This window comes from Rufibacter hautae (genome assembly GCF_008271695.1).
Classification (GTDB): Bacteria; Bacteroidota; Bacteroidia; order Cytophagales; family Hymenobacteraceae; genus Nibribacter; species Nibribacter hautae.
The window spans coordinates 1,820,009-1,843,191 of sequence record NZ_VKKY01000001.1 but is presented as its reverse complement, the minus strand read 5'-3'; the positions used below and the strand labels follow the sequence as shown (position 1 = coordinate 1,843,191).

Genomic DNA, 23,183 nt, shown 5'->3' with positions numbered 1-23,183 from the left:
ACTATGTTCACAAGTTATGATGTAATAGTAGTTGGGGCGGGACATGCCGGGTGCGAAGCTGCACATGCGGCCGCCACCATGGGGTCGAAGGTATTGCTCGTAACCATGAACATGAACACTATTGCGCAGATGTCCTGCAACCCAGCCATGGGTGGCGTAGCCAAAGGCCAGATTGTACGGGAAGTTGACGCCCTAGGCGGCATGAGCGGTATCATCACAGACAAGACCATGATCCAGTTCCGGATGCTGAACATGTCCAAAGGCCCAGCCATGTGGAGCCCTCGGGCCCAAAGCGACCGTATGCGTTTCGCCGAGGAATGGAGAATGGCCTTGGAGCAAACGCCTAATATTGATTTCTGGCAGGAGATGGTCTCCGAGATTTTGGTGGAAGACGGCCAAGCAGTAGGAGTGAAGACCAGCTTAGGAATTGAGATCAGAGCCAAAGCGGTAGTCTTAACTAACGGTACCTTCCTGAACGGCATCATCCATATTGGTGAGAAAAAATTGGGAGGCGGCAGAGCCGCCGAAAAATCCGCGAAAGGCATCACTGAACAATTAGTATCTCTAGGCTTTGAAGCCGGCCGCATGAAGACCGGAACACCGCCGCGGGTAGACGGCCGTAGCCTGAACTATGAGGTAATGGAAGAGCAGAAGGGCGATGAGAATCCGTCTAAGTTCTCTTACACTGATACGCCAGCGCTCACCAATCAGCGGAGCTGCTACATTACCTACACCAACTCCAAAGTACACGATATCCTGAAAACCGGGTTTGAGAAATCGCCCATGTTCCAGGGACGCATCCAAGGTTTAGGCCCACGTTACTGCCCATCGATAGAAGACAAAATCAATCGTTTCGCGGAACGCGACCGGCACCAAATCTTCGTGGAACCAGAAGGATGGAGCACCGTGGAAGTGTACGTGAACGGTTTCTCCAGCTCATTGCCAGAAGATGTGCAGCTGAAAGCACTTCGGGAGATCCCCGGATTTGAGAACGCGAAGATGTTCAGACCTGGTTACGCCATTGAATATGACTTCTTCCCACCTACCCAATTGAACCTAACATTGGAGACGAAGTTGGTGGATAACCTCTACTTCGCAGGGCAGATTAACGGTACCACCGGATACGAGGAAGCGGCCTGCCAAGGCCTTATGGCGGGAATTAACGCCCATAATAAGGTGCATAACTCAGACCCTTTCGTCTTGAAAAGATCAGAGGCCTACATAGGTGTTTTGATCGATGATTTGGTAAACAAGGGCACAAACGAACCGTACCGGATGTTCACTTCCCGTGCGGAGCACCGAATTTTATTACGCCAAGACAACGCCGATCTTCGCCTCACCGAGAAAGGTTATGAACTGGGCCTAGCCTCAGAAGAGCGTCTGCAGAAAGTGAACCGCAAGAAGCAGGAGACACAGGAAGTACTCACGTATCTGCAGCAGAAAGGGATTGAGCCTGAGGAGGTGAATGCCATGCTGCTTTCTTTGGACTCCGCACCCATCAGCGAGCGAGCCAAAGCCGGTAATTTGCTGAAGCGCCCGAATGTGGAACTGGAACACCTGGTAGAATCATCAGAGAGCCTGAAACTGTACCTTAGCAAATATTTACCAGATAGCTTGGAGCAGGCGGTTATTCTTTTGAAATATGCGAGCTATATTGAGAAAGAAAATCAGATGGCCTCCAAAATGGAGGAACTGGAAAACTACCGCATCAAAGACCGGCTAGACTACAAAGCTATCACGGCGCTTTCTAACGAAGCCCGCGAGAAACTTTTCAAAGTGCAGCCAGAAACCTTAGGACAAGCATCCCGCATCAGTGGCGTATCTCCCGCAGATATTTCCATCCTGATGGTATACTTAGGAAAATAGAATGAGCTACGAACGGCTAGACCATTGCCCCATTTGTTCCAAAACAGAGTTTAAGAATTTTTTAGTAGTACAAGACAAAAGCGTAAGCCAGGAAAGTTTTGTGATTGTGCAGTGCACCAACTGCCAGCTCAAGTTCACGAACCCGCGTCCGCCCGAGGAGAGCATAGCTCCATACTATGCCTCGGAGGAATACATTTCCCATTCAGACACCAGTAAAGGCTTGCTCAATAAAACGTACCGTTTGGTTCGTTCCATGGCGGTAAAGAACAAGGTGGAGCTGGTCAACAAACTGGGAAACAAAGGCCGCATTCTGGATTACGGTTGTGGCGTAGGCTACTTCCTACAGTCCTGCCAAAAACAGGGCTGGCAAGTAGAAGGAGTAGAGCCCAACGAAATCGCCCGCCAGCAGACCGAGGAGAAAATAGGGAAGTCGCTGTTTCAAGGTTCTTTGGAGAATTTGGGCCAGGAAACATTTGAGGTAGTTACCATGTGGCACGTGCTGGAGCACATCCACCAGTTGAACGAGACCCTGAAAGCGCTGGTGAACGCTACCAAAAAAGGGGGCCATATTGTAATTGCCGTTCCAAACGCCGATTCATATGACGCCAAGAAGTACGGAGCCAACTGGGCGGCTTATGATGTGCCACGGCATTTGTACCACTTCAACAAGGCCAGCATGCAGCGGCTATTGAAAAAACACCGGCTGCAGCTCAAAGAAGTGTTGCCCATGAAGTGGGACGCTTATTACGTGAGCATCCTTAGTGAGAAGTACAAGCATGGGCAGAGCAAGATGCTGGGTTCCTTTTTTACGGGCTTCAGGTCTAATCTCTACGGCGCCCAGAATGACAATTCGTATTCCAGCCAAATCTTCATCGCACAAAAAAATTAACCACACACACTAAGCGTAATGACCTTGCAGTTCACACTGTAAGGTCATTTCCATTTTAAAGCCACAAATGAAAAATCAGCTTAAAAACGCACTCACGGGCTTGGCCCTGTTTCTAGGTGGGTGCGCCAGCATCAGCAGCCCCGAGGGGGGAGCCAAAGATGTCACGCCTCCTAAACTTGTGAGCAGCTATCCCAGCAACGGGCAGACTAACGTGAAACCCGAGGAGATCAGGTTGACCTTTGATGAAAACATTCAGACGGTAGACCTCACGCGGCAACTCATCATCGCGCCGTTTACAGACAATACCTATAAGAGCAGGGTAAAAGACGGCACCGTGGAACTCACCTTTTCGCAACCCTGGGAAGAGAATACCACCTATAGCCTCAACTTCAGGAAAAGCCTGGCAGATGTGACGGAGAAAAACCCAGCTCGGGACGTGATCATCACTTTTAGTACGGGTCCGTTGTTAGACTCCGGGCGGGTAAGCGGCAAGGCCAACCTACTGTTCAGCAATACGCCACCCAAAGAGGTGAACGTGCTCTTGTACCCGGTGACAGATACTTCCCAGGTGACCAAAGGCCGGCCGCTGTACGTGACCAACACAGACTCCAGCGGGAATTTCAGCTTCCGGAACATCAAAGAAGGCAATTACTTCATCTACGGTTTAACCGAGACGAACAACAACCTGCGGTACGACAACGAGAAGGAATACATTGCCTATACCACCGACACTATCAAAGTACGACCATCGGTAGAGGGCGTCCAGCTGCAACTGCATACCCAGGATGTGACCCGGCCAAACGTCATCGCTAGAAGAAGCTTCCTGAACATGTATGAAGTAGAGTACAACGAGGGAATCGCCCAGGCGACAGTTACCGCTGCAGACAAAGACCCCAACATGAGATACCTGATCGGGAACAACGGCAAAACCCTGCGCCTGTTCCCCGGAAAGCCCGATGAGAAGCATTGGCTTGTGGAAGTACAGGACAGCGCCAACAACTCCCGCCTGGACACGGTGGCCGTGCGCCTCAGCGGAAAAGCGGCTCCCCGCAAAAACAACAGCTTTGCGGTCTTGAACGGGTCACCCGTGAAACCCGGCGAGCAAATCAGAGTGCAGTTTGAGGTGCCTACCAAAGTAGTAAACCCAGTAGGAGCCTTCTCCTTCGTGCTGGATTCCGCCACCACCGTCACTACCAAAGACACCTCAGATTTCCGGTTTAATCCGGAGACCACCCAGATCACGTTCAGGTTGCCGCTGGTGGCCAAACGCGAGATTGAGGTCAACATGGATACCACTAAGGTCTTACCGTACATTGGGGATCCGTATGGAAAAATGCCGCAGAGCCTCCAGGTAAGCGATAAGGTAGATGCCGGCAGCCTGAAGGTGGTGTTCTCTACCAAGCAGCAAAACTTCATAGTGCAGCTCCTGACTCAGAATGCTGTGGTGAAGGAAGTGAAGAACCAGAAAACCATTCTTTGGGACGATCTCAAGCCCGGGTCTTACCAGATCAGGATTTTGGTGGACCTGAACGGTAACGGAAAATGGGACAACGGCCTCCTGAAGGAGCGCAGATTGCCAGAGCCGGTGATCCTGCCCAAAGACATTTGGGAGATCAGGGCCAACTGGGAAATTGAATCGCAGGCCATCGAATTCTAGCGTGGAAACAGGGTGGATAACTGTGGACAAGAATCTGGATAAAACCGGCGCAAGTCTGATAATCCAGAAACCCAAAACCGAAGATTCTACGTTCAAACAGGCAATTGTGGGTGGCCGTGCATAAAAACAGAAATTCTTGAAAGTTATTCACGTGAGTATAAACGTTGGGCCTTTTCCCCGGCTTTTGGTGTGAAGAAGTGGAAAGCTCCCGTAAGTGCTTGATAGAGACCAGAAAAGAATCCACAGAGAATGGGGAATAAAGGTGACTACTGAGAGGATATTTCAGAACGCCGGGGAAAACGTGGGGACAAGAAATCTTATCCACTTCTGCACAGCCCTAATGACGAACAAGATTCTTTTTAGAAAAAAATCATTTTATAATAGATATCAAGTTGACTCCGTGGAAAAGTGGGAAAAGCCGAAAAATCAGGAATGAGAAGGGGGAGCTGGGGCGCGGCGCGATTTTCCGGAACAGGGCCTCAGCAGGGGCAAATGTGGAAGACCCGCTATTTTTGAGTAGTTTTAGGAAAACAAACCCGGAAACGGAACCATATAACCAATAGAAACTATGGAACAGGATCAAGAGCAATTTGACAACGAGATAAAGCTGGGATACGGCATTGGCGATTTACACTTCGGATTGAGCATGGACGACGTGGAGGAGATCATGGGCGAGCCTGAAGAAATAGAAGAGTCTGACGAGGAAGACGAGTTTGAGCACAAAGCCTGGAACTACTGGGACAGCGGCTTCTCGTTCTACTTTGACAAAGAAGACGACTACCGCCTGAGCTGCATTGAGACGGCCAACCCTAACGTGACTTTGTTCGGGAAGAAGATCTTTGAAATGGGCCAGCAGGAAGTAGAAGATCTGTTCAAGCAGCACGGCGTGCAGAACGTAGAGAAAGAGAAAATCGAGAACAACGTGACCTGCCTCTCTTACGAGAAAGAGATGATTGACCTGTACTTTGAAGAAGGCAAGCTACTGGCCGTGAACTTCGGGGTACATATGGACGATAACCTGGAAGTTCTCTGGCCGAAAGAAGGCTAAGGAGCAGTATCTAGCAGCCGCTACATACCCCACTAAGCAGAAAGAACCGCCCACGGCGGTTCTTTCTGTTTTTAGCTACTTCCTACTTCAGGCATTTAGGGGCTATTCTACCAAATTCAAGCCCAAAATGGAGGACATATACCAAGTCATTTGCCCGGTTTACACCAAATACGTGATTCTGGCGCGGTTCCTTTTGGCTGTTCCACGGAAATAGGCGTGGAACAGCCAAAAGGAAGGCCCCGTAGAAGCCATTTTTAAACCCGTACAGCCATCAGCCCAGGAATAGCGAGCTCTCATAAGCCAGCTCACGCTGTAGCCTGTTAAAAGGCCTGTATTCAAGAACTGCCTTTCGGGGTTCACGTTCCATTTGAAGGTTGGCTCTTGAGTCTATGGAAGAAAGCTTCATGGATGTAAGATGAACCTGTAGAGCATGCGTATGAAATTACCCTACTGTTTAGGAGCCGTTTTACAGAAATCAGCCTTAAAGCAGCTTCAAGATATAGGAAGAGAAAGAATCTCTGGTAAGCAGATGAGCTTAGAAAGGGGGTAAAAGCAAAAGAGCCGCTGCAGTAATGCAGCGGCTCTTTTTTATTGAAGTAAAAAGTAGTTTAGGAAAACATCCAGCGGAAGATCAGGAACAACGTTCCGGAGAGGAACATGGAAACCGGCAGGGTCAATACCCAGGCCAAGGCAATGTTCCGGATGGTGCCGGCATTCAGGTTTTTGATCCCGCGGTTGGCCACCATACTACCGGCAATACCAGAAGAAAGGATGTGGGTGGTACTTACGGGCAATTTGAACACGAACGTAGAGAAACCAATCACGCTGGCAGCCATGAACTCAGCCGAGGCACCCTGCGCGTAGGTCAGGTGTTCCTTCCCGATTTTCTCGCCAATGGTTTTCACAATGCGTTTCCAGCCAATCATGGTCCCGATTCCCAAGGAAAGCGCAATCATCATGATCACCCAGTTAGGGGCGTAATCTGTGTAGGAACGCAAGCCGGTTACCCCAGTTTTCAATTGGTCACGGTCACGTTGGCTTAACGTGATGTCCTGGCTCTCCATCAACTTATCGGTGCCTTTGGTGATCAAAAGGATATCACGGCGCAACAGGAAACGGCTGTCTTTAGGTAAAGCCTCGGTAGAGGGATTAGCGGTAAGAAGGCTTCTCATTTCGCGGGTCTCAGCATTCAACAGACTTAACTGCTTGGCATCGGTGGCAGAAAGAACGGTGCTGTCTACTTTGGTCAATACCTGCTCTACCTGGGTAACGGAGCTCAACAAGCCCATCGGATCTTTGTCGCGGTCCAAGGCATAGTAAGAAGGAACAATGGCAATCAAAATCAACATTACCAGACCCACGCCTTTCTGGCCGTCATTGGATCCGTGGAAGAAAGAAACCAGGGTACAGGTGATGATCAAAATAATTCTGATCCAAAGGGGTGGCGCCTTGCGTTTGTGCGGCTCCTTGAAAATGGTCTTGTTTTTCACAAACCGCTTCAAAAGGAACATCAGGAAAACGGTTAAAGTGAAGCCTAGGAAAGGAGACACCAAGAGCGACATCCCCGTTTTAGTGGCCTCAGACCAGGCAAAGGTAGCCTCGGTGGTAGAAGGCAGAAGCGAATAGGCGATCCCTAGTCCCAGGATGGAGCCGATGAGCGTATGCGAACTGGAAGAAGGCAGACCGTAGTACCAGGTACCCACGTTCCAGATAATGGCGCTTATCAATAAAGCCGCAATCATGGCAATGCCGTGCCAGACATCCTGGTCAATGAGCGTTTCAATGGGCAGGAGGTACACAATACCCATGGCCACGCCAATACCACCGGCAAAAACCCCGATGAAGTTCCAGAAGCCAGACCAGACCACGGCGGCCCAGGGGCGAAGGGTGTTGGTGTAGATGACGGTGGCCACGGCGTTGGCCGTATCATGGAAACCGTTCACAAATTCAAATGCACAAGCGGCCAGCAAGCAAATTACCAGCAAGATCAGTAGATCAGTTTCTAATCCGAACATAATATAATATAGGTGAGAAAAAAGCTGCCAAAAGTAAAGGTTAAAACACCTTACAATGTTACCGAATTGTTAAGGAATATTACCTCTACGTATTTTTAGCAAGGCAAAAGTACGAACAAGCCGTTAACTCCCCTTATAATCAGGCATCTTGCCAGAACATTTCCGCCCCAGATGCGGTACTTCTCTAACCAAACCCATCCGGCGTTTTAGAAAAAGTGCCGATGAAACCTCTATATTTGCGGCCATGAGCACAACTGAGAAACCCACAGAAAACGCACAATTAAAAGATATCATCTCGCATGCCAAGGAATACGGCTTCGTATTCCCGTCCAGCGAAATCTATGACGGCCTGCAAGCCGTGTATGATTACGGGCAAAATGGGGTGGAGTTGAAAAACAACCTCAAAACGCTTTGGTGGAAATGCATGACCCAACTACACCAGAACGTGGTAGGCATTGACGCTGCCATCTTCATGCACCCCAACACCTGGAAAGCATCGGGCCACGTGGACTCGTTCAACGATCCCATGATTGACAACCTCGACTCCAAGAAACGCTACCGCGCCGATGTTCTGCTAGAGGAGAAAGCCGCCGAATACGAGAAAGCCGGCGATGTGGAGAAAGCCCAATCTTTGCTGCAGGAAATGGGACGCTTGCTAGGCGCCGAAGATTTGAAAGGCGTACAGCAATTGATTATCTCAGAAAACATAAAATGCCCTATCTCAGGTACTTCTAACTGGACCGAGGTGCGCCAATTCAACCTAATGTTCTCCACACAGGTAGGATCTGTGGCCGAAGACTCCAGCACCATTTATCTACGCCCCGAAACCGCCCAGGGAATCTTCGTGAACTTTCTGAACGTGCAGAAATCAGGCCGTATGAAAGTGCCCTTCGGGATTGCCCAGATAGGTAAGGCCTTCCGGAACGAGATTGTGGCCCGCCAGTTCATCTTCAGAATGCGCGAGTTCGAGCAGATGGAGATGCAGTTCTTCGTACGCCCTGGCACCGAAATGGAATGGTACCAGCACTGGAGAACCATGCGCCGCAACTGGCACGAAGCGCTAGGTGTTCCTACCGAAAAGCTCCGTTTCCACGACCACGAGAAACTGGCCCACTACGCCAACGCCGCCGTAGATATTGAGTTTGAATTCCCGTTCGGTTTCAAAGAAGTAGAAGGCATCCACTCCCGTACTGATTTTGACCTAACGCAGCACCAGAACCTTAGCCGCAAAAAGCAGCAGTACTTTGACAACGACCTGAACGAAGACGGCAAACCCTTCGGAAACTACGTGCCGTACGTGGTAGAGACCTCCGTGGGCGCCGACCGTCTGTTCCTGATGACGCTCTGCAACGCCTACCAGGAAGAAGAAATCACCGAAGGCGAGAACACTAAAACCCGTACTTTCCTAAAATTCCATCCGGCCATTGCCCCAGTAAAAGCTGCCGTATTCCCGCTCGTAAAGAAAGACGGCCTTCCAGAGAAAGCCATGCAAATCTTCGATGACCTGAAATTCGATTTCAACATGATCTACGAAGAGCGCGACGCTATTGGGAAACGCTACACCCGCCAGGATCTCATCGGAACACCATTCTGTATCGCCGTGGATTATGAGACCCTGGAGAACGACACCGTCACCGTCCGTGACCGCGACAGCCGCGAGCAGAAGCGTATGCACATTTCAGAACTCCGCCAGTACATAGGAGCCGCCGTAAGCTTCAAGCGCATTTTTGAGAAAATCTAAGCTGTGGAAATCTGCTGTTTTCACAAAAGCAGCTTCTAAACGCATTAACACAAAAATGGCCTCTGCAGAAATGTAGAGGCCTTTTACGTGTTTGATAAGTTAAGATTAAGAAAATATCTAAAAGAGAGTTTTCCACGTGGATGTTTAGGCCTTTTAACGCTTAGAACTTACTCTTTCATTACACACCCATACACAACCTAAATCATGGTTCAAGTCTGTGACTTGGACCTACTATGGTCTGCAGTTTGTAACTGCAGTGAAGCGTTTGCTTCAAAAGATGTCCTTTATTATATATATGTGGTACATGCTGGCGCTAGCCTCCGGCTCGTGCCTTCACATTGCTGAGCATATGCAATAGGTAATCAGGAATGCGCACGGACACGAGCCGGAGGCTCGCGCCAGCGAAAAGAAAAGCTTTGCTTTAGCTGCAGTTACAAACTGCAGGTCATAGTAGGTCCAAGTCACAGACTTGAACCATATAACTTTTAGGTGGAGTCCACCTATAAACCAAAAAGCGGTTTGGGTATGTTTTCAGTAAAACATGCCCAAACCGCTTTTCAATTCTTGAACGGATTACCTCACAAAAGGGTAGGGGCGAAGTCTACTCCATGACCAGTTTCTTTAGGATTTAAAGTCAAATTCTCACCCACTTGTTCAAAGCCTCCGGTAAACGGATGCTCGGCTATAAATAGAGGAGTATCCAAATCTATGTAGCCGAACCCACCAATGCCGGCCGCGAAATGAGCCGAGAAGGTCATGGCCAGAATAGATTCTACCATACCCCCAATCATTAGACCCAGTCCGTGGACCTGCGCTAAGGCTGCCATCTGCAAAGCTTCTAGCACGCCGCACTTCATCAATTTTATGTTGACAACCGAGGCGCTTCGGTCCTGGGCTAAGTGCGCAACGTCGTGGGCGCTGCGCGCAGATTCATCAGCGGCAATGGGGAAAGGGCAAGTAGTTGCCAACACCGCTAAATCTTCCCAACTTTCTCTTGGAAGTGGCTGTTCGAGTAAGATAACTGGGATTTTCGCTTCATTTAGCCTGTGAACAAACTGCTGGGCGCGTGCCAAGTCATAGCCGCAATTTCCGTCTACAATCAGTTTTGCTCCTGGAGCAGCATTGTGGATTGCCTGCAGGCGGCGCAAATCATAATCCACATCGGTTCCCTCGGTCTTTACCTTTATAATAGAGAAGCCGCGTTCCACGATTGACTTGGCCGAGGCTGCCGCGTGAGCTTCATCTCCGGCGGTAATGGTCAGGTCAGTGACCAGCTCCGTCTTTACGCCGCCGAAGAAAACATAAAGCGGCATCTGGTAGTGTTTGCAGAGCGCATCCAGAATTGCCATCTCTACCCCGCAACGAGCAGCGGGTGCCTGCGGAGCCAGTTTCTCCAATTCCTTGGCCAGGGTGCGCCAGTTTTTGACGTCCTTCCCGATGAGGTGTTTCTCCAAATCCTGCAGTACCGCCAAGGTGCTCTCCTGCGTTTCACCGCTCACCGCCGGGAACGGAGCCGCCTCGCCCAAACCGGTGGTCCCATCTGCCAGTTGCACCTGCACCACCACATTCTCCACCTGGTACTGCGTGCCCGTGGCTATGGCGAAAGGTTCTATTAGAGGCAAATTCAACGGTTGATAACTCAAAGAGACGATTTGGGTCGAATTCATCTTTTTCTGTTTTTAGGTGTACCGGCAAAGAAACAAAGAAAGGAAATCCAGCCGATAGAAAATCCATGAATAAAATCTGCCTAGGCCGAAAGCATGAAAGTTATCCTGTGAAAAAGTGGTTTTCCTGTTTCAAGGCCGTTTTTGGAAAAGTAGGCTTAAAATGAAAAGTTGTCCACGGGGCATCCTTCTCGCCAGGAACGGCTATAGGCACAGACGCTCGCAGGACCTCCGGACGCTACGAGGTCTATTGTGTAGGCGGTACAGAGTGGGCAAATAGAAACTCCCCTCTTTAACCAAGAGGCGTGCCCGAAGAGCGGGGTGGTGAATAGGGGGGTAAGGCACTTCCCGTTTCCAGCTTGTTTTCAAAAAAGTAGCCCCGAAGCGGAAAAAAGCGTTGGAATCCTAACAGAAGTTATTTATTGTTTAACTTTGCTTAATTATGGCTTGCGAGAGAGAGGCAATTTATTCTGTCACGTAAAGCTTTAGCTAGTATAGGCTTTGACGAAATACCTTCTGCAAGACCGATATTTTAGAATTGAAGAACACCTACCACAGCATACAGACAAAAAGGTGAAGTACAACGAGTATAAGCAACTAGACTATGCGGGTCTGGCCGAAGAGGTGAGAGCCTACTGGAAAGAGAACCGCATCTTTGAGAAATCGGTGGAGACCCGCGCGGGTCAGCCCACGTTCGTGTTTTATGAGGGACCGCCCTCGGCCAACGGTGCGCCAGGTATTCACCACGTAATGGCCCGGGCCGTGAAAGATATTTTCTGCCGCTACAAAACCCTGCAGGGATTTCAGGTAGTACGCAAAGGCGGCTGGGATACCCACGGGTTACCTATTGAGCTGCAGGTAGAGAAAGAACTGGGCATTATCAAAGACGACATCGGGAAGACCATCTCGGTGGAGGAGTACAATGCCCGTTGCCGCGAGACCGTGATGCGCTTCAAGCACCAGTGGGATGACCTTACTGAGCGCATGGGTTACTGGGTTGACTTGGACAAACCGTACATCACCTTTGACAACCAATACATAGAGTCTAACTGGGCCCTGCTCCGGAAACTCTATGACAAAGGCTACCTCTACAAAGGCTACACCATTCAGCCGTACTCGCCTTCCGATGGCACCGGGCTCAGCTCCCATGAACTGAACCAGCCGGGCTGCTACAAAGAAGTGAAGGACACGTCCATCGTGGCGCAGTTCAAAGTCAAGAAAGATTCCAAGTCTGATTTTCTTTTCTCCGGGTCTAACGATGGTGTCTACATCCTAGCCTGGACCACCACGCCCTGGACCTTGCCTTCCAACACCGCTCTGGCCGTTGGCGAGAAAATCACCTATGTGCAGATCAATACCTTCAACCCGTACACCCATAAACCTGTGAGTGTGGTGTTAGCGAAGGCGCTGGTAGGAAAGTATTTTTCAGACAAGAACAAAGACCTACAGCTCGCTGACTACAAACCCGGAGACAAAGCCATTCCGTTTGAGATTGTGCAAGAGTTTACCGGGAAGCAATTGGTGGGACTTCGGTATGAGCAACTGATGCCGTATCTGCAACCGTTCTACGATGCAGACCAAGCGTTCCAGGTGGTGGCCGGAGATTTCGTGACCACCGAGGACGGTACCGGCGTGGTGCATACGTCGCCAACCTTCGGGGCCGATGACTTTAGGGTTGCCAAACAGCACGGCATCCCTGCCCTCACCATCAAAGACGAACTAGGCAATGAGCTACCCACTGTTGACCGGAGAGGAAAGTTCATTGATGAGATTGGCGTAAGGCTGCAGGAAGGCGTTCAGAAGTACAACATCAAAACCCACAAACCACTTGGGCCCGATGACTTCTACGTGAAGAACTACACCAATGAAGATGAAACCCATCCGGATTATAAAACCACGGATGTCATCATCTCCATCATCCTGAAGGAAGAGAATAAAGCCTTCAAGGTGGAGAAGTACGAGCACACGTACCCGCACTCCTGGCGTACTGATAAACCGATTCTGTATTATCCGTTGGATGCCTGGTTCATCAAAACCACCGCGGTGAAGCAACGGTTGATTGACCTGAACAAGACCATCAACTGGAAACCGGAGTCAACCGGCACGGGCCGTTTCGGAAACTGGCTGGAGAACCTGGTGGACTGGAACCTGTCGCGCTCGCGCTACTGGGGAACGCCGCTGCCTATCTGGCGCACCGAGGAAGGCGATGAGGAAATCTGCATCGGGTCAGTAGCCGAGCTGGACCGCGAGATTGAGCGCAGCTTAGACGCCGGTTTCATGCAAGAGAATCCGCTGCGCCTGGCCCATAAATCCGAAGGCAAAGCGACTGGTACCCCAACGCAGCACCAGACCAACACCCTGCTGGAATTTGCCGGCGAGTTCGCCCTGAGCCCAACCGGGACCGAGGAGCCTCGGGCTGAGCTGGGCATCACCGATTTCAACTACGATGGCTTCGACCTGCACCGTCCATACGTAGACAACATCATCCTGGTGAGCCCAAGCGGCAAGCCGATGAAGCGCGAGACCGACCTCATTGACGTGTGGTTTGACTCCGGCGCCATGCCGTACGCCCAGTGGCACTACCCGTTTGAGAACAAAGATAAATTTGACGCCAACTTCCCGGCAGACTTCATCGCCGAGGGCGTAGACCAGACCCGTGGTTGGTTCTTCACCCTGCACGCGCTGGCTGTGATGCTGGAAGATAGCGTGGCGTTCAAGAACGTGATCGCGAACGGCCTGGTGCTGGACAAGAACGGAAACAAGATGAGCAAGCGCCTCGGCAACGCCGTGGATCCGTTTGAGACCATCGGCCGTTTCGGACCGGATGCCACCCGCTGGTACATGATCGTGAATGCTCCTCCTTGGGATAACCTCAAGTTCAACCTGGACGGCGTCACCGAAGTGCAACGCCGTTTCTTCGGGACATTGCAGAACACGTACTCTTTCTTCGCGCTATACGCCAACCTGGACGGCTTCACGTTTGAGGGAGCAGAGATCCCGGTAGCGCAACGCACCGAGAGTGACCGCTGGATCATCTCCCGCTTGAACACGCTGGTGAAAGAAGTAGGTGCGTACTTTGACGACTACGATCCTACCAAAGCTGCCCGCGCCATTCAGGATTTTGTGGCCGATGAGCTGAGCAACTGGTATGTGCGCCTGAACCGCAAACGTTTCTGGAAAGGCGAACTGAACCAGGACAAGCAAGCCGCTTACCAAACGCTGTATACCTGTCTGGAAACCGTGGCCAAACTGGCTTCGCCGATTGCGCCGTTCTACATGGACCGTCTGTTCCTGGACTTGAACCTGGTGAGTGGCCGCAGCAAAGCCGAGTCCATCCACCTGGAGTCTTTCCCGCAGGTACACGAGAACCTGATCAACGTAGACCTGGAGCAACGCATGCAACTGGCGCAGAGCGTTTCTTCTCTGGTGCACTCGCTGCGCAAGAAGCACATGATCAAAGTGCGTCAGCCGTTGGGCCGTATCTTAATTCCGATTTTGGATGAGAAGATGAAAACGCAGCTACAGGCTGTAGAAGATCTGATTCTCTCTGAGGTGAACGTGAAGAGCCTGGAGTACTTGGAAGACACCACCGGCATTCTGGTGAAGAAGATCAAACCGAACTTCAAACGCCTGGGCCAGGTGTTCGGTCCTAAGCTGAAGTTGGTGGCTGCCCAGATCCAGCAGATGAGCCAGGAAGACATCGCCAAAATGGAGCGCGAAGGTTTCTTCGAGATTCCGGTGGAGGATGACACGACCGTGCTCAGCCGCGAAGACGTAGAAATCATGTCAGAGGATATACCGGGTTGGCTCGTGGCTTCAGAAGGTGCGTTGACCGTGGCCTTGGACATCACCATCACCGAAGAACTTCGCCTGGAAGGCATGGCCCGTGAATTGGTAAACCGTTTGCAAAACCTGCGTAAGGACAGCGGTCTGGATGTACAGGATAAAATCAGAGTGTTCCTGCAGGATGGCAATGAAGAAGTGGCTGCGGCCGTTCAAGCCTTTGGAGGGTACATTTCTGAGGAAGTACAGGCAGTGGAACTGACTTTGGTGCCGTCGCTCGCTGGTGCAGAAGCTGCCGTGCTGGACATGGAAGGCTTCAGTTTGCCGGTGAGGCTGGAAGTAGCCAGATAAGAGCACACTTACCCAGGAATTTAAAAGAAGATTGAACGCCGGCCGTTTTCGGCCTCCTTTAAGACAAAGAAGCTTGAAACGGCCGGTTAAACCTTACTCATGAAGTACGCAAAATACTATCTGGTTGCCTTGCTGGTGATCGCCGTAGACCAGGCCGTGAAAATGCTGGTGCACAACAACATGCAAATGGGCATGTCCGGGCAGATCCCGGTGTTCGGGGACTGGTTTAAGCTGCATTACACCCTAAACCCAGGCATGGCGTTCGGGGTGGAGCTGGGATCGGCTTACGGCAAAATCATTCTGACGGTCTTCCGGATGGTGGCTATGGTGGCCATCGGGTATCTGGTGTACTACCTCATCAAAAACCAGTACCACAAAGGACTGATCTTCTGTGTAGGCTTAATTTTGGGCGGGGCTATCGGTAACCTCATTGACAGCGTTTTTTACGGCGTTTTGCTGGACAACGCGCCCTACGGCGTTTCTACCCCGTGGCTGCACGGCCAAGTGATAGACATGTTCTACATTGACATTTGGGAAGGCATTTTGCCAAACTGGATCCCGCTTATTGGGGGAACAGCCATGTCGCTGTGGCCCATCTTCAACGTAGCCGATGCCGCTATCTTTGTGGGGGTTCTGATCATCATCTTCAACCAGAACCGATTCTTGAACCAACCACCAGTGAAAGAAAAACACGAGATCAATATTGTAGAGGCATAAAAAAAGAGGGCTGTCTAAATAGGCAGCCCTCTTTTTTTATAGGTGTTTTTAAGAAATCGGCTTAAAAGGAGTAGCCCATGTTAAGGCCCACCGCGAAGATGGAAGTTCCTTTATTATAGAAATACCCGGCAGCCCGCATCCCGAAGAACAAACGGCTGTCATCAAAGAAGTCAGTTTCAAAAACCGCTTTGCCCCCGAAGTCCTTTTCTCTAATATGGACGAACACCTCATCTGAACTTCTACCTGGCGTAGTGACTACATCATCATCCACGCCTCCTCTCACCAGGTCTAATTCTGAACGCCGCCGCACGGCAGGCCCCGCCCCGAATTTAATGGTGTAGCGCTCCGTCTCCAGCAGGTCATAGAAGAAGGAGGCATCAAACATGACAAAGGCTTTTCTGGAAGTGAAAAGCTGTATCTGTTTATCATATCGGGAGGAACTGAGGTACTCCGCGGAAACTGTGAAATGGAGATGGTCTGTGAGTTCACGGGTATATTGCTGGGAGAACAAGGCGCCGCTATTGTCTCCGTCCAGGATGTAGGCGAACCCTACACCGGTTCTGAAATGGTTGGGATAGCGGTATTGCGCGGAGGCACCCTGTACGGCAAACAGGAAAAAGAACCCTACTAAAACGCTTTTTAAAAGAAGGTTGCTTAGGAAGTTAACGTGTTTCATAAAAACGGCTCTAAAATCAAAAGAAATGGAGGAGGGCACGCGGTAATGTCAATACTCAGGTTTAATTATTTAAGTTGTGCCGATAAATAAATTTTCTGCTATATAGAGGCGTCAAAGATGTTTCAAGCGGAAATCTGGTCAACATTCTGCTAGTATTTAGTTCTATTGGTGGTTAAAAATCAGGTAAGGCAGATGATATCTTAAGCATATTTAAGCCAAGTCTCCATCCCTACGCAACTCACTGTCTATATGCCTACAGCCGCGCCCTTGTTACAAGTAGACCAATTGGATATCGCCTTTGAAACGCGACAGGAAACGGTGCCGGCTGTAAAGGGTATTTCATTTGAGATCAGGAAAGGGGAGGCTGTGGCCATTGTGGGGGAGTCCGGCTCGGGTAAGACAGTGACAGCCCTATCGCTCATGCAGCTTTTGCCCCGAGGTGAGGTTCAGATCTCTGGTTCTGCTATGTTCAACTCTCCTGGATTGGGCCGGATAGACTTATTGAAACTCCTGGAAAAGCAGTTGCCCCAGGTAAGAGGCCAGGAGATTTCCATCATCTTCCAAGACCCTTCCTCCTCCTTGAACCCCGTGATCTCCTGTGGAAAACAGGTTGCAGAGGCTTTGCTCATCCACTTGCCTATTTCAAAAAAAGAGGCGTATTCCCGCACCCTGGCGCTTTTTGAGTTAGTGAAGCTGCCCGAGCCGGAAAAGATTTTCAGGCGTTTTCCACATGAGCTTTCCGGGGGACAGAAGCAACGGATCATGATTGCCATGGCCATGGCCTGCGAACCTTCTCTCCTCATCGCGGATGAACCTACCACAGCCTTGGATGTCACCGTACAGGCCGGAATCCTGCAGTTGCTCAATGAACTGCGGCTTAGAAAAGAGATGGCCCTGCTATTTATTTCCCATGACCTGGGCGTAGTGGCCGAAATCGCAGACCGGATTTTAGTGATGTACCAAGGCCATATAGTGGAAGAGGGGACCGTAACGCAAATCTTTACCAATCCGCAGCATCCGTACACCAAAGCCTTGCTCGCCTGTAGGCCCACCTTGCACACCCAAGGAAACGTTTTGCCCACCCTTTTAGACTTCAGCCCGGGGGAGTTTCAGAACCGTTTTCAGGAAAATGACGCTGAAACGGAAAGCCCTCAGAAAGCAGTGGAAAAGACCCAAAAAGTGAAGCAAGATCAGGACTTTTCAAGGGAGAAAGAGATAGCAGGAGAGCCTATCCTGCAAGTACAAGATATCCACGTGAAATTCACCCGGGGTAGATTGTTCTTTTGGCAACAAAAAGAGGTGGTGAAAGCAGTAAACGGCATTTCCTTTGAGGTTTTCCCGGGTGAGACGTTGGGCATCGTGGGCGAATCTGGCTGTGGGAAAACCACGTTGGGGCGGGCTTTGTTGCGGTTGATAGAGCCTACCTTGGGGAAAGTAGTTTTCAACAGGAAAGATTGGTTTGATTTGCCCGCGGAGGAGCTGCGGAAAAGCAGGAAAGACTTCCAGATGATCTTCCAAAATCCGTTGGCTTCGCTCAATCCTATGATGAAAATAGGGGCCGCCATTATGGAACCCATGCAGGTGCACGGGGTGTTACATACCCAACAGGAGAGAAGGCACCGGACCTTTGAGTTACTAGAGACCGTTCACCTTCTGCCCGAGCATTTTCACCGTTATCCCCATGAATTTTCCGGCGGACAATTACAGCGTATCTGCATTGCCAGGGCGTTGGCGCTGGAACCCACGTGTATCATCTGTGATGAAATCGTCTCGTCTTTAGACGTATCGGTGCAGGCCCAGATCCTGAACCTGCTCAACCGTCTCAAGCGCGATTTCAACCTCACGCTCCTCTTTATTACCCACGACCTCTCTTTGGCCAGATTCATGTCTGATCGCCTGCTGGTGATGGACAAAGGCCGCATTGTGGAGCAGGGGCCCGCGCACCAGATTTTCGCTTCTCCGCAGCAGCCTTACACCAAAGCCTTGCTCCAGGCCGTCCCGGCTGGGGAGCTCAAGGATATTTTAGCGGCGCAAGAGAAACGAAAAGCGTACAAAGCAAGTATAGAACAATAGATATATTTGCAGGTGCTTCCCCGCAAAGGTGTTTTTGCCATGTTTTCGTAAAATGAGGCTTTAAACAGCATATACTAAACGCTTTCCAACGTAGAAGGGAAGCAGGATTGAAACTTATTTGGCAGCTACCATGCCGCCCAGGTTCTGCCTTGAAAACAGAATCTACTAGAAATTGAAAAGAATTAATGGAAAGAAAAAGAAGAGGCCCGGGTGCCGGCAGAGATTCTGCCCCGCGGTCTAGTAATACCAGAAAAGACAAAGGTGCTCCCCGCCGCGAAAAAGGCGGCGCTTCCGGCAGACGCAGTGGCCGCAGCCAGAACGCGGGCGAGGTGTCTAGGGAGGTGCTGTTGAATATCTTCGGGCAGGAGCCTAAGAAGGTGTTCACGTACCGCCAGCTGCACCGCCGGTTGGGCGTCAACGACAAAGAAGGCCGCGAAGTGGTTTCCAGTCTCCTGAAAAAGATGAGCAAAAACGGCGAGTTGATTTTCCTGCCGGATGACTCCTATATCCTGAACCCAGAGTTCCGCGGCAGCGTGGAGAAAAGCTTTGACCGCCCTGAGCGCGGCAGCCGCCGAGAGAGAGATTCTGACCGCGGCGCCACTGTCTCCCGCCGGGGAGGCGCTACCATGGTGGGCAAGGTGGACTTGGCCAACGCCCGTCACGCCTATGTGGTGACCGAGGAAAGCGAGCAGGACATCCGGGTACCGGTAGAGAAACTCATGTTTGCCATGGACGGCGATACCGTGCGCATACAACTGCGCAGAACCCGCCGGGCCAATGAACGTCCCGAGGGGGAAGTGGTGGAGGTGATCCAGCGCCAGCGCGAGGAGATCGTGGGCCGTCTGGAGATGTCCAAAGGCTACGGCTTCATCGTGCCCGATCAGAAGAAAATGTACTTTGACGTATTTGTGGGCGAGCGCGGCTTAGCCGATGCCAACCACGGCGACAAAGTGCTGGTGAAAGTGACGGAGTGGCCCGAGGATCCGCAGAAAAGCCCTACGGGCGAGATCATCCGCGTCTTTGGACCGGCAGGTGAGCACAACGCCGAGATCCACGCCATCATGGCTGAGTTCGGGTTGCCGTTTGAGTTCCCAGAGTCGGTGGAGAAAGAGGCCAATGCCATACCGGATACCATCACCCAGGAGGAAATCGCCAAGCGCCGCGACTTCAGAGACATCACCACATTCACCATTGACCCGGCAGATGCCAAAGACTTTGACGATGCCCTGAGCATGCGCCAACTGGAGAACGGCAACTGGGAGATTGGGGTGCACATTGCCGATGTGACCCATTACGTGCAGCCCAACAGCAGACTGGAGAAAGAGGCTTACCGCCGCGCCACCTCGGTGTACCTGGTAGACCGTACCATTCCCATGCTGCCCGAGCGCCTGTCTAACGGCCTGTGCTCGCTGCGTCCGCACGAAGACAAACTCACGTTCTCAGTGGTGTTTGAGATGGATGACAACGCCAAGGTCCACAACTACTGGGTGGGCCGTACCATCATTCACTCAGACCGCCGCTTCGCCTACGAAGAAGCCCAGGAGGTGATTGAGACCGGCGAAGGCGATTACGCGCAGGAAATCCTGAAGCTGAACGAGCTGGCCAAGAAATTCAAAGACAAACGCTTCCAGAACGGAGCCGTGAACTTTGAGACCATCGAGGTGAAATTCAAGCTGGATGAGAACGGCAAGCCGCTGCACCTGTACGTGAAAGAGCGCAAAGACGCGCACAAACTCATTGAGGAGTTCATGCTGCTGGCCAACAAGTACGTGGCCGAGCACGTGTACAAGCAGCGCAAAGGCAACAAGAAACTTACCATGGTGTACCGTACGCACGGTGCGCCAGATCCGGAGAAACTGTTGAACTTCTCTGTGTTCGCGCGCAAGTTCGGGTACAAGGTAGATCTGGAGGAAGGCAAGGACATCTCCAAAGAGCTGAACAAGCTGGCCGATCAGACCCATGGCAAGCCCGAACAAAGCGTACTGCAGAGTTTGGCTATCAGAACCATGGCCAAAGCCAAGTACAGCACCGAGGAAGAAGGGCACTTCGGGTTGGCGTTCGCGCACTACTCGCACTTCACGTCACCTATCCGGCGGTACCCAGATATGATGGCGCACCGCTTGATACACCAGTATGAGCAGAAGGATTTCTCCGCCGAGAAGGAAGAGTTTGAAGAGCGCAGCCAGCACTCCTCAGACATGGAGAAACGCGCCGCCGATGCTGAGCGGGCATCCATCAAGTTCAAGCAGGTGGAGTACATCAGCGGGTTCATTGGGCAGCAGTTCAAGGGCATCGTGTCTGGCTTAACTGACTGGGGCATGTACGTGGAGATTGAGGAGAACAAGTGCGAAGGCATGGTCCGCCTAGCCGATCTGCAGGACGACTTCTACGAACTGGACTCCGCTAACTACCGCATCATCGGGCAGAACAACAAACGCATTATCTCGTTTGGCGATGAGGTGATGGTGGAGGTGAAAGCCGCCAACGTGCTGGAGCGTACCATTGACCTGATCTTGATTGACACCGTGAAGAAATAATCGGTTTCTTTGAAAGCGTTTTCGGGCTCTTTTACCCAAAAGGGTCTGGAAACGCTTTTTAAGGCTTATGAGTAAAAACAAAAACGCGGTTTCTTTATTTTACTGTAGCTTTGGCGGTAAGTAAAGAAACCGCATTTTCATCTAACCCAAAGGACTTTGCCCAATCGCTTAAAAAATACTCCTGTGAATATCTCCCAATTCTCAGAACGTATCCACCAGACGCTGTCTACCCTCCGGTACGGGCAGTTCCCCGATGAACTCTATGCGCCCATCCGGTACATGATGGACCTGGGCGGTAAAAGAGTGCGTCCGCTGCTGACGGTCCTGGGTGCTTACCTCTTCCATGACGACGTGGAGAAGGCCCTCATGCCCGCCGTTGGGGTAGAGGTTTTCCATAACTTCACGCTCATGCACGATGACATCATGGACAACGCGCCTTTGCGCCGCGGCCAGGAAACCGTGCACGAGAAATGGAACACCAGCACCGCTATTCTCAGCGGCGATGTCATGCTGGTGCGCGCCTATGAGTGCTTTCTGGGCGTTGATCCTTTAAAATTGCCTAAAGTATTGCAGCTGTTCAGTACCTGCGCTGCCGAGGTATGCGAAGGTCAGCAACTGGACATGAACTTTGAGAGCCGCCAGGATGTGCGGATTGAAGAGTACCTGCACATGATCAAGCTCAAGACCGCCGTGCTGCTGGGCTTCGCGCTGGAGCTGGGTGCGCTGCTCAACAACGCTGCCGCAGAAGATGCCCGCCACCTGAAGGAATTCGGGATCAACATGGGCATTGCTTTCCAGCTCCGCGATGACCTGCTGGATGTGTACGGGGACCAAGCCAAATTCGGGAAGCGCGTGGGCGGCGATATTGTCTCAGACAAGAAAACGTACCTGCTACTGAAAGCCCTGGAACGCTCCTCCGCCACGCAGCGCGAGGAACTGCGCCGCTGGCAGGGCCAAGGCGACAACGGTCAGGAAAAGCAGAAAGTAGCGGCCGTAAAATCCATCTATGACGAGCTGGACATCCAGGCCACTACCCACAGCCAGATCAACCACTACTTCCAGAAAGCCCTCCACCACCTGAACGAAGTTAATGCCCTCAACAGCAAAAAAGAACTGCTCCGGCAACTGGCCCTTCAGTTGATTGAGCGCGAGAGCTAATGCTTGATTTCGGCTTTGCCGATTTATGAAGTAGCTTTCTAGTTGATTGAGTTGGAGGTAAGCTGTTTTAGCCCTGTTTTTCTTGAATGGTGCGTAAAACGGCTTTCATACTTCTGGTTGCTTGGTCTGTAAAAGGTGATTTCTTACCTTCTAAACTGGCGGAGGGAGAATGCCGTTCATCGTCTTAATTGCTCAGGTTTTGCTAACTTGAGCCTTTGTTTGGGGCTGCTGCCTCATCTGTTCTGTACCTATTTAGAGCCACATGCCCATTACCATCACCTTTATCATCATTGCCGTTACCGTCCTTGCTTCTTTGTTTGCCTGGCAGAACCAGAACCTGATGGAGAATTGGGTGCATCATCCGCAGTCGGTGGCGCGCAACAATGAGTGGTGGCGCCTGCTCACCTCCGGCTTTCTGCACGCCGATTTCATGCACCTTTTCTTCAATATGTTCTCGCTGTACTTCTTCGGGGGGGTGGTAGAGAACCAGTTTATGGGGGTGTTCGGGTTTACCACTGGGGCCATTCTCTACGTCTCGCTCTACCTATTAGCCATCATCATATCAGACCTGCCCACGTACTTCAAACATAAGAACGACAGCCGGTACTATTCTCTGGGGGCCTCAGGCGGGGTGGCGGCCATCATCTTTGCCAGCATCTATTTCAACCCGCTAACGGAGATGCTCATTTTCCCTATTCCCATTCCCATCAAAGGATACATCTTTGGGGCATTGTATCTCTTCTATTCCTATTACCTAAGCACCAGGAGCAGCGGCGACGGCATCAACCACAGTGCCCACTTCTATGGCGCGGCTTTCGGGTTTGTGGTGAGCATCATTTTGATACCTAGCCAACTCCTGAACTTCTTCCAGACCATCATTCAATCCATTACAGGTTAGGGTAGTTTTGTATTTACCCTAGGAGCATGGCTCTATCTTTTCTTTGGAACTTACGTATACTATTGTATTACAGCATTTTTAAGGAAAAGGAGGGTAGATGAATGTTGAAT

Annotated in this window: 14 protein-coding genes; 11 read left to right on the top strand and 3 right to left on the bottom strand. The window is 51.1% G+C overall.

From position 1 onward, the window contains the following. Positions 1-3 precede the first annotated feature (3 nt). The 4 genes from mnmG to FOA19_RS07120 all read left to right on the top strand — a co-directional run bounded on the left by mnmG (position 4) and on the right by FOA19_RS07120 (position 5,460). Entirely contained in the window at positions 4-1,866 is a 1,863-nt protein-coding gene (mnmG, locus tag FOA19_RS07135) for a tRNA uridine-5-carboxymethylaminomethyl(34) synthesis enzyme MnmG (RefSeq protein ID WP_149090053.1), read from the top strand. 1 nt (position 1,867) lies between these two features. Next, positions 1,868-2,755 carry a class I SAM-dependent methyltransferase gene (locus tag FOA19_RS07130; RefSeq protein ID WP_149090052.1) on the top strand — a complete coding sequence of 296 codons (888 nt, stop codon included), beginning with the start codon at positions 1,868-1,870 and terminating at the stop codon, positions 2,753-2,755. A 67-nt stretch (positions 2,756-2,822) separates the two neighbouring features. Further along, on the top strand, positions 2,823-4,412 hold the full coding sequence (locus FOA19_RS07125) for an Ig-like domain-containing protein (RefSeq protein ID WP_149090051.1): 1,590 nt from the start codon (positions 2,823-2,825) through the stop codon (positions 4,410-4,412). 568 nt (positions 4,413-4,980) lie between these two features. Next, a complete protein-coding gene (locus tag FOA19_RS07120; protein WP_149090050.1) occupies positions 4,981-5,460 on the top strand; it encodes a hypothetical protein in 480 nt (159 codons plus the stop codon). 608 nt (positions 5,461-6,068) lie between these two features. Here FOA19_RS07120 and FOA19_RS07115 read toward each other — a convergent pair. Then, the gene (locus FOA19_RS07115) at positions 6,069-7,475 is read right to left on the bottom strand and encodes an inorganic phosphate transporter (protein WP_149090049.1); all 1,407 of its coding nucleotides are present in this window, start codon (positions 7,473-7,475) and stop codon (positions 6,069-6,071) included. 244 nt (positions 7,476-7,719) lie between these two features. On the opposite strand from FOA19_RS07115, the gene FOA19_RS07110 reads away from it, so the two are divergent. After that, positions 7,720-9,216 carry a glycine--tRNA ligase gene (locus tag FOA19_RS07110; RefSeq protein ID WP_149090048.1) on the top strand — a complete coding sequence of 499 codons (1,497 nt, stop codon included), beginning with the start codon at positions 7,720-7,722 and terminating at the stop codon, positions 9,214-9,216. A 578-nt stretch (positions 9,217-9,794) separates the two neighbouring features. On the opposite strand, the gene FOA19_RS07105 is transcribed toward FOA19_RS07110, so the two are convergent. Further along, complete coding sequence (locus FOA19_RS07105) at positions 9,795-10,883, bottom strand: dipeptide epimerase (RefSeq protein ID WP_149090047.1); 1,089 nt, start codon at positions 10,881-10,883, stop codon at positions 9,795-9,797. A 570-nt stretch (positions 10,884-11,453) separates the two neighbouring features. Here FOA19_RS07105 and ileS point away from each other — a divergent pair. Both ileS and FOA19_RS07095 read left to right on the top strand, forming a co-directional pair. After that, positions 11,454-15,014: an isoleucine--tRNA ligase gene (gene ileS, locus FOA19_RS07100; RefSeq protein ID WP_223808811.1), complete on the top strand. Its 3,561-nt coding sequence runs from the start codon at positions 11,454-11,456 to the stop codon at positions 15,012-15,014. Positions 15,015-15,113: 99 nt separating this feature from the next. Then, positions 15,114-15,731, top strand: coding sequence for a lipoprotein signal peptidase (locus FOA19_RS07095; RefSeq protein ID WP_149090045.1), 618 nt, complete (start codon positions 15,114-15,116; stop codon positions 15,729-15,731). Positions 15,732-15,792: 61 nt separating this feature from the next. Here the strand turns inward: FOA19_RS07095 and FOA19_RS07090 are convergent, their stop codons facing one another. Continuing rightward, positions 15,793-16,407: a hypothetical protein gene (locus tag FOA19_RS07090; RefSeq protein ID WP_149090044.1), complete on the bottom strand. Its 615-nt coding sequence runs from the start codon at positions 16,405-16,407 to the stop codon at positions 15,793-15,795. A 249-nt stretch (positions 16,408-16,656) separates the two neighbouring features. On the opposite strand from FOA19_RS07090, the gene FOA19_RS07085 reads away from it, so the two are divergent. The 4 genes from FOA19_RS07085 (at position 16,657) to FOA19_RS07070 (ending at position 23,073) form a co-directional block, all read left to right on the top strand. Continuing rightward, positions 16,657-18,480 carry an ABC transporter ATP-binding protein gene (locus tag FOA19_RS07085; RefSeq protein WP_149090043.1) on the top strand — a complete coding sequence of 608 codons (1,824 nt, stop codon included), beginning with the start codon at positions 16,657-16,659 and terminating at the stop codon, positions 18,478-18,480. Positions 18,481-18,665: 185 nt separating this feature from the next. Beyond that, positions 18,666-21,017 (top strand): ribonuclease R, encoded by a 2,352-nt coding sequence (gene rnr, locus FOA19_RS07080; RefSeq protein WP_149090042.1) that lies wholly within the window; start codon positions 18,666-18,668, stop codon positions 21,015-21,017. Positions 21,018-21,200: 183 nt separating this feature from the next. Beyond that, entirely contained in the window at positions 21,201-22,175 is a 975-nt protein-coding gene (locus FOA19_RS07075; protein ID WP_149090041.1) for a polyprenyl synthetase family protein, read from the top strand. Positions 22,176-22,437: 262 nt separating this feature from the next. After that, positions 22,438-23,073, top strand: coding sequence for a rhomboid family intramembrane serine protease (locus tag FOA19_RS07070; RefSeq protein WP_317132020.1), 636 nt, complete (start codon positions 22,438-22,440; stop codon positions 23,071-23,073). Positions 23,074-23,183 lie beyond the last annotated feature (110 nt).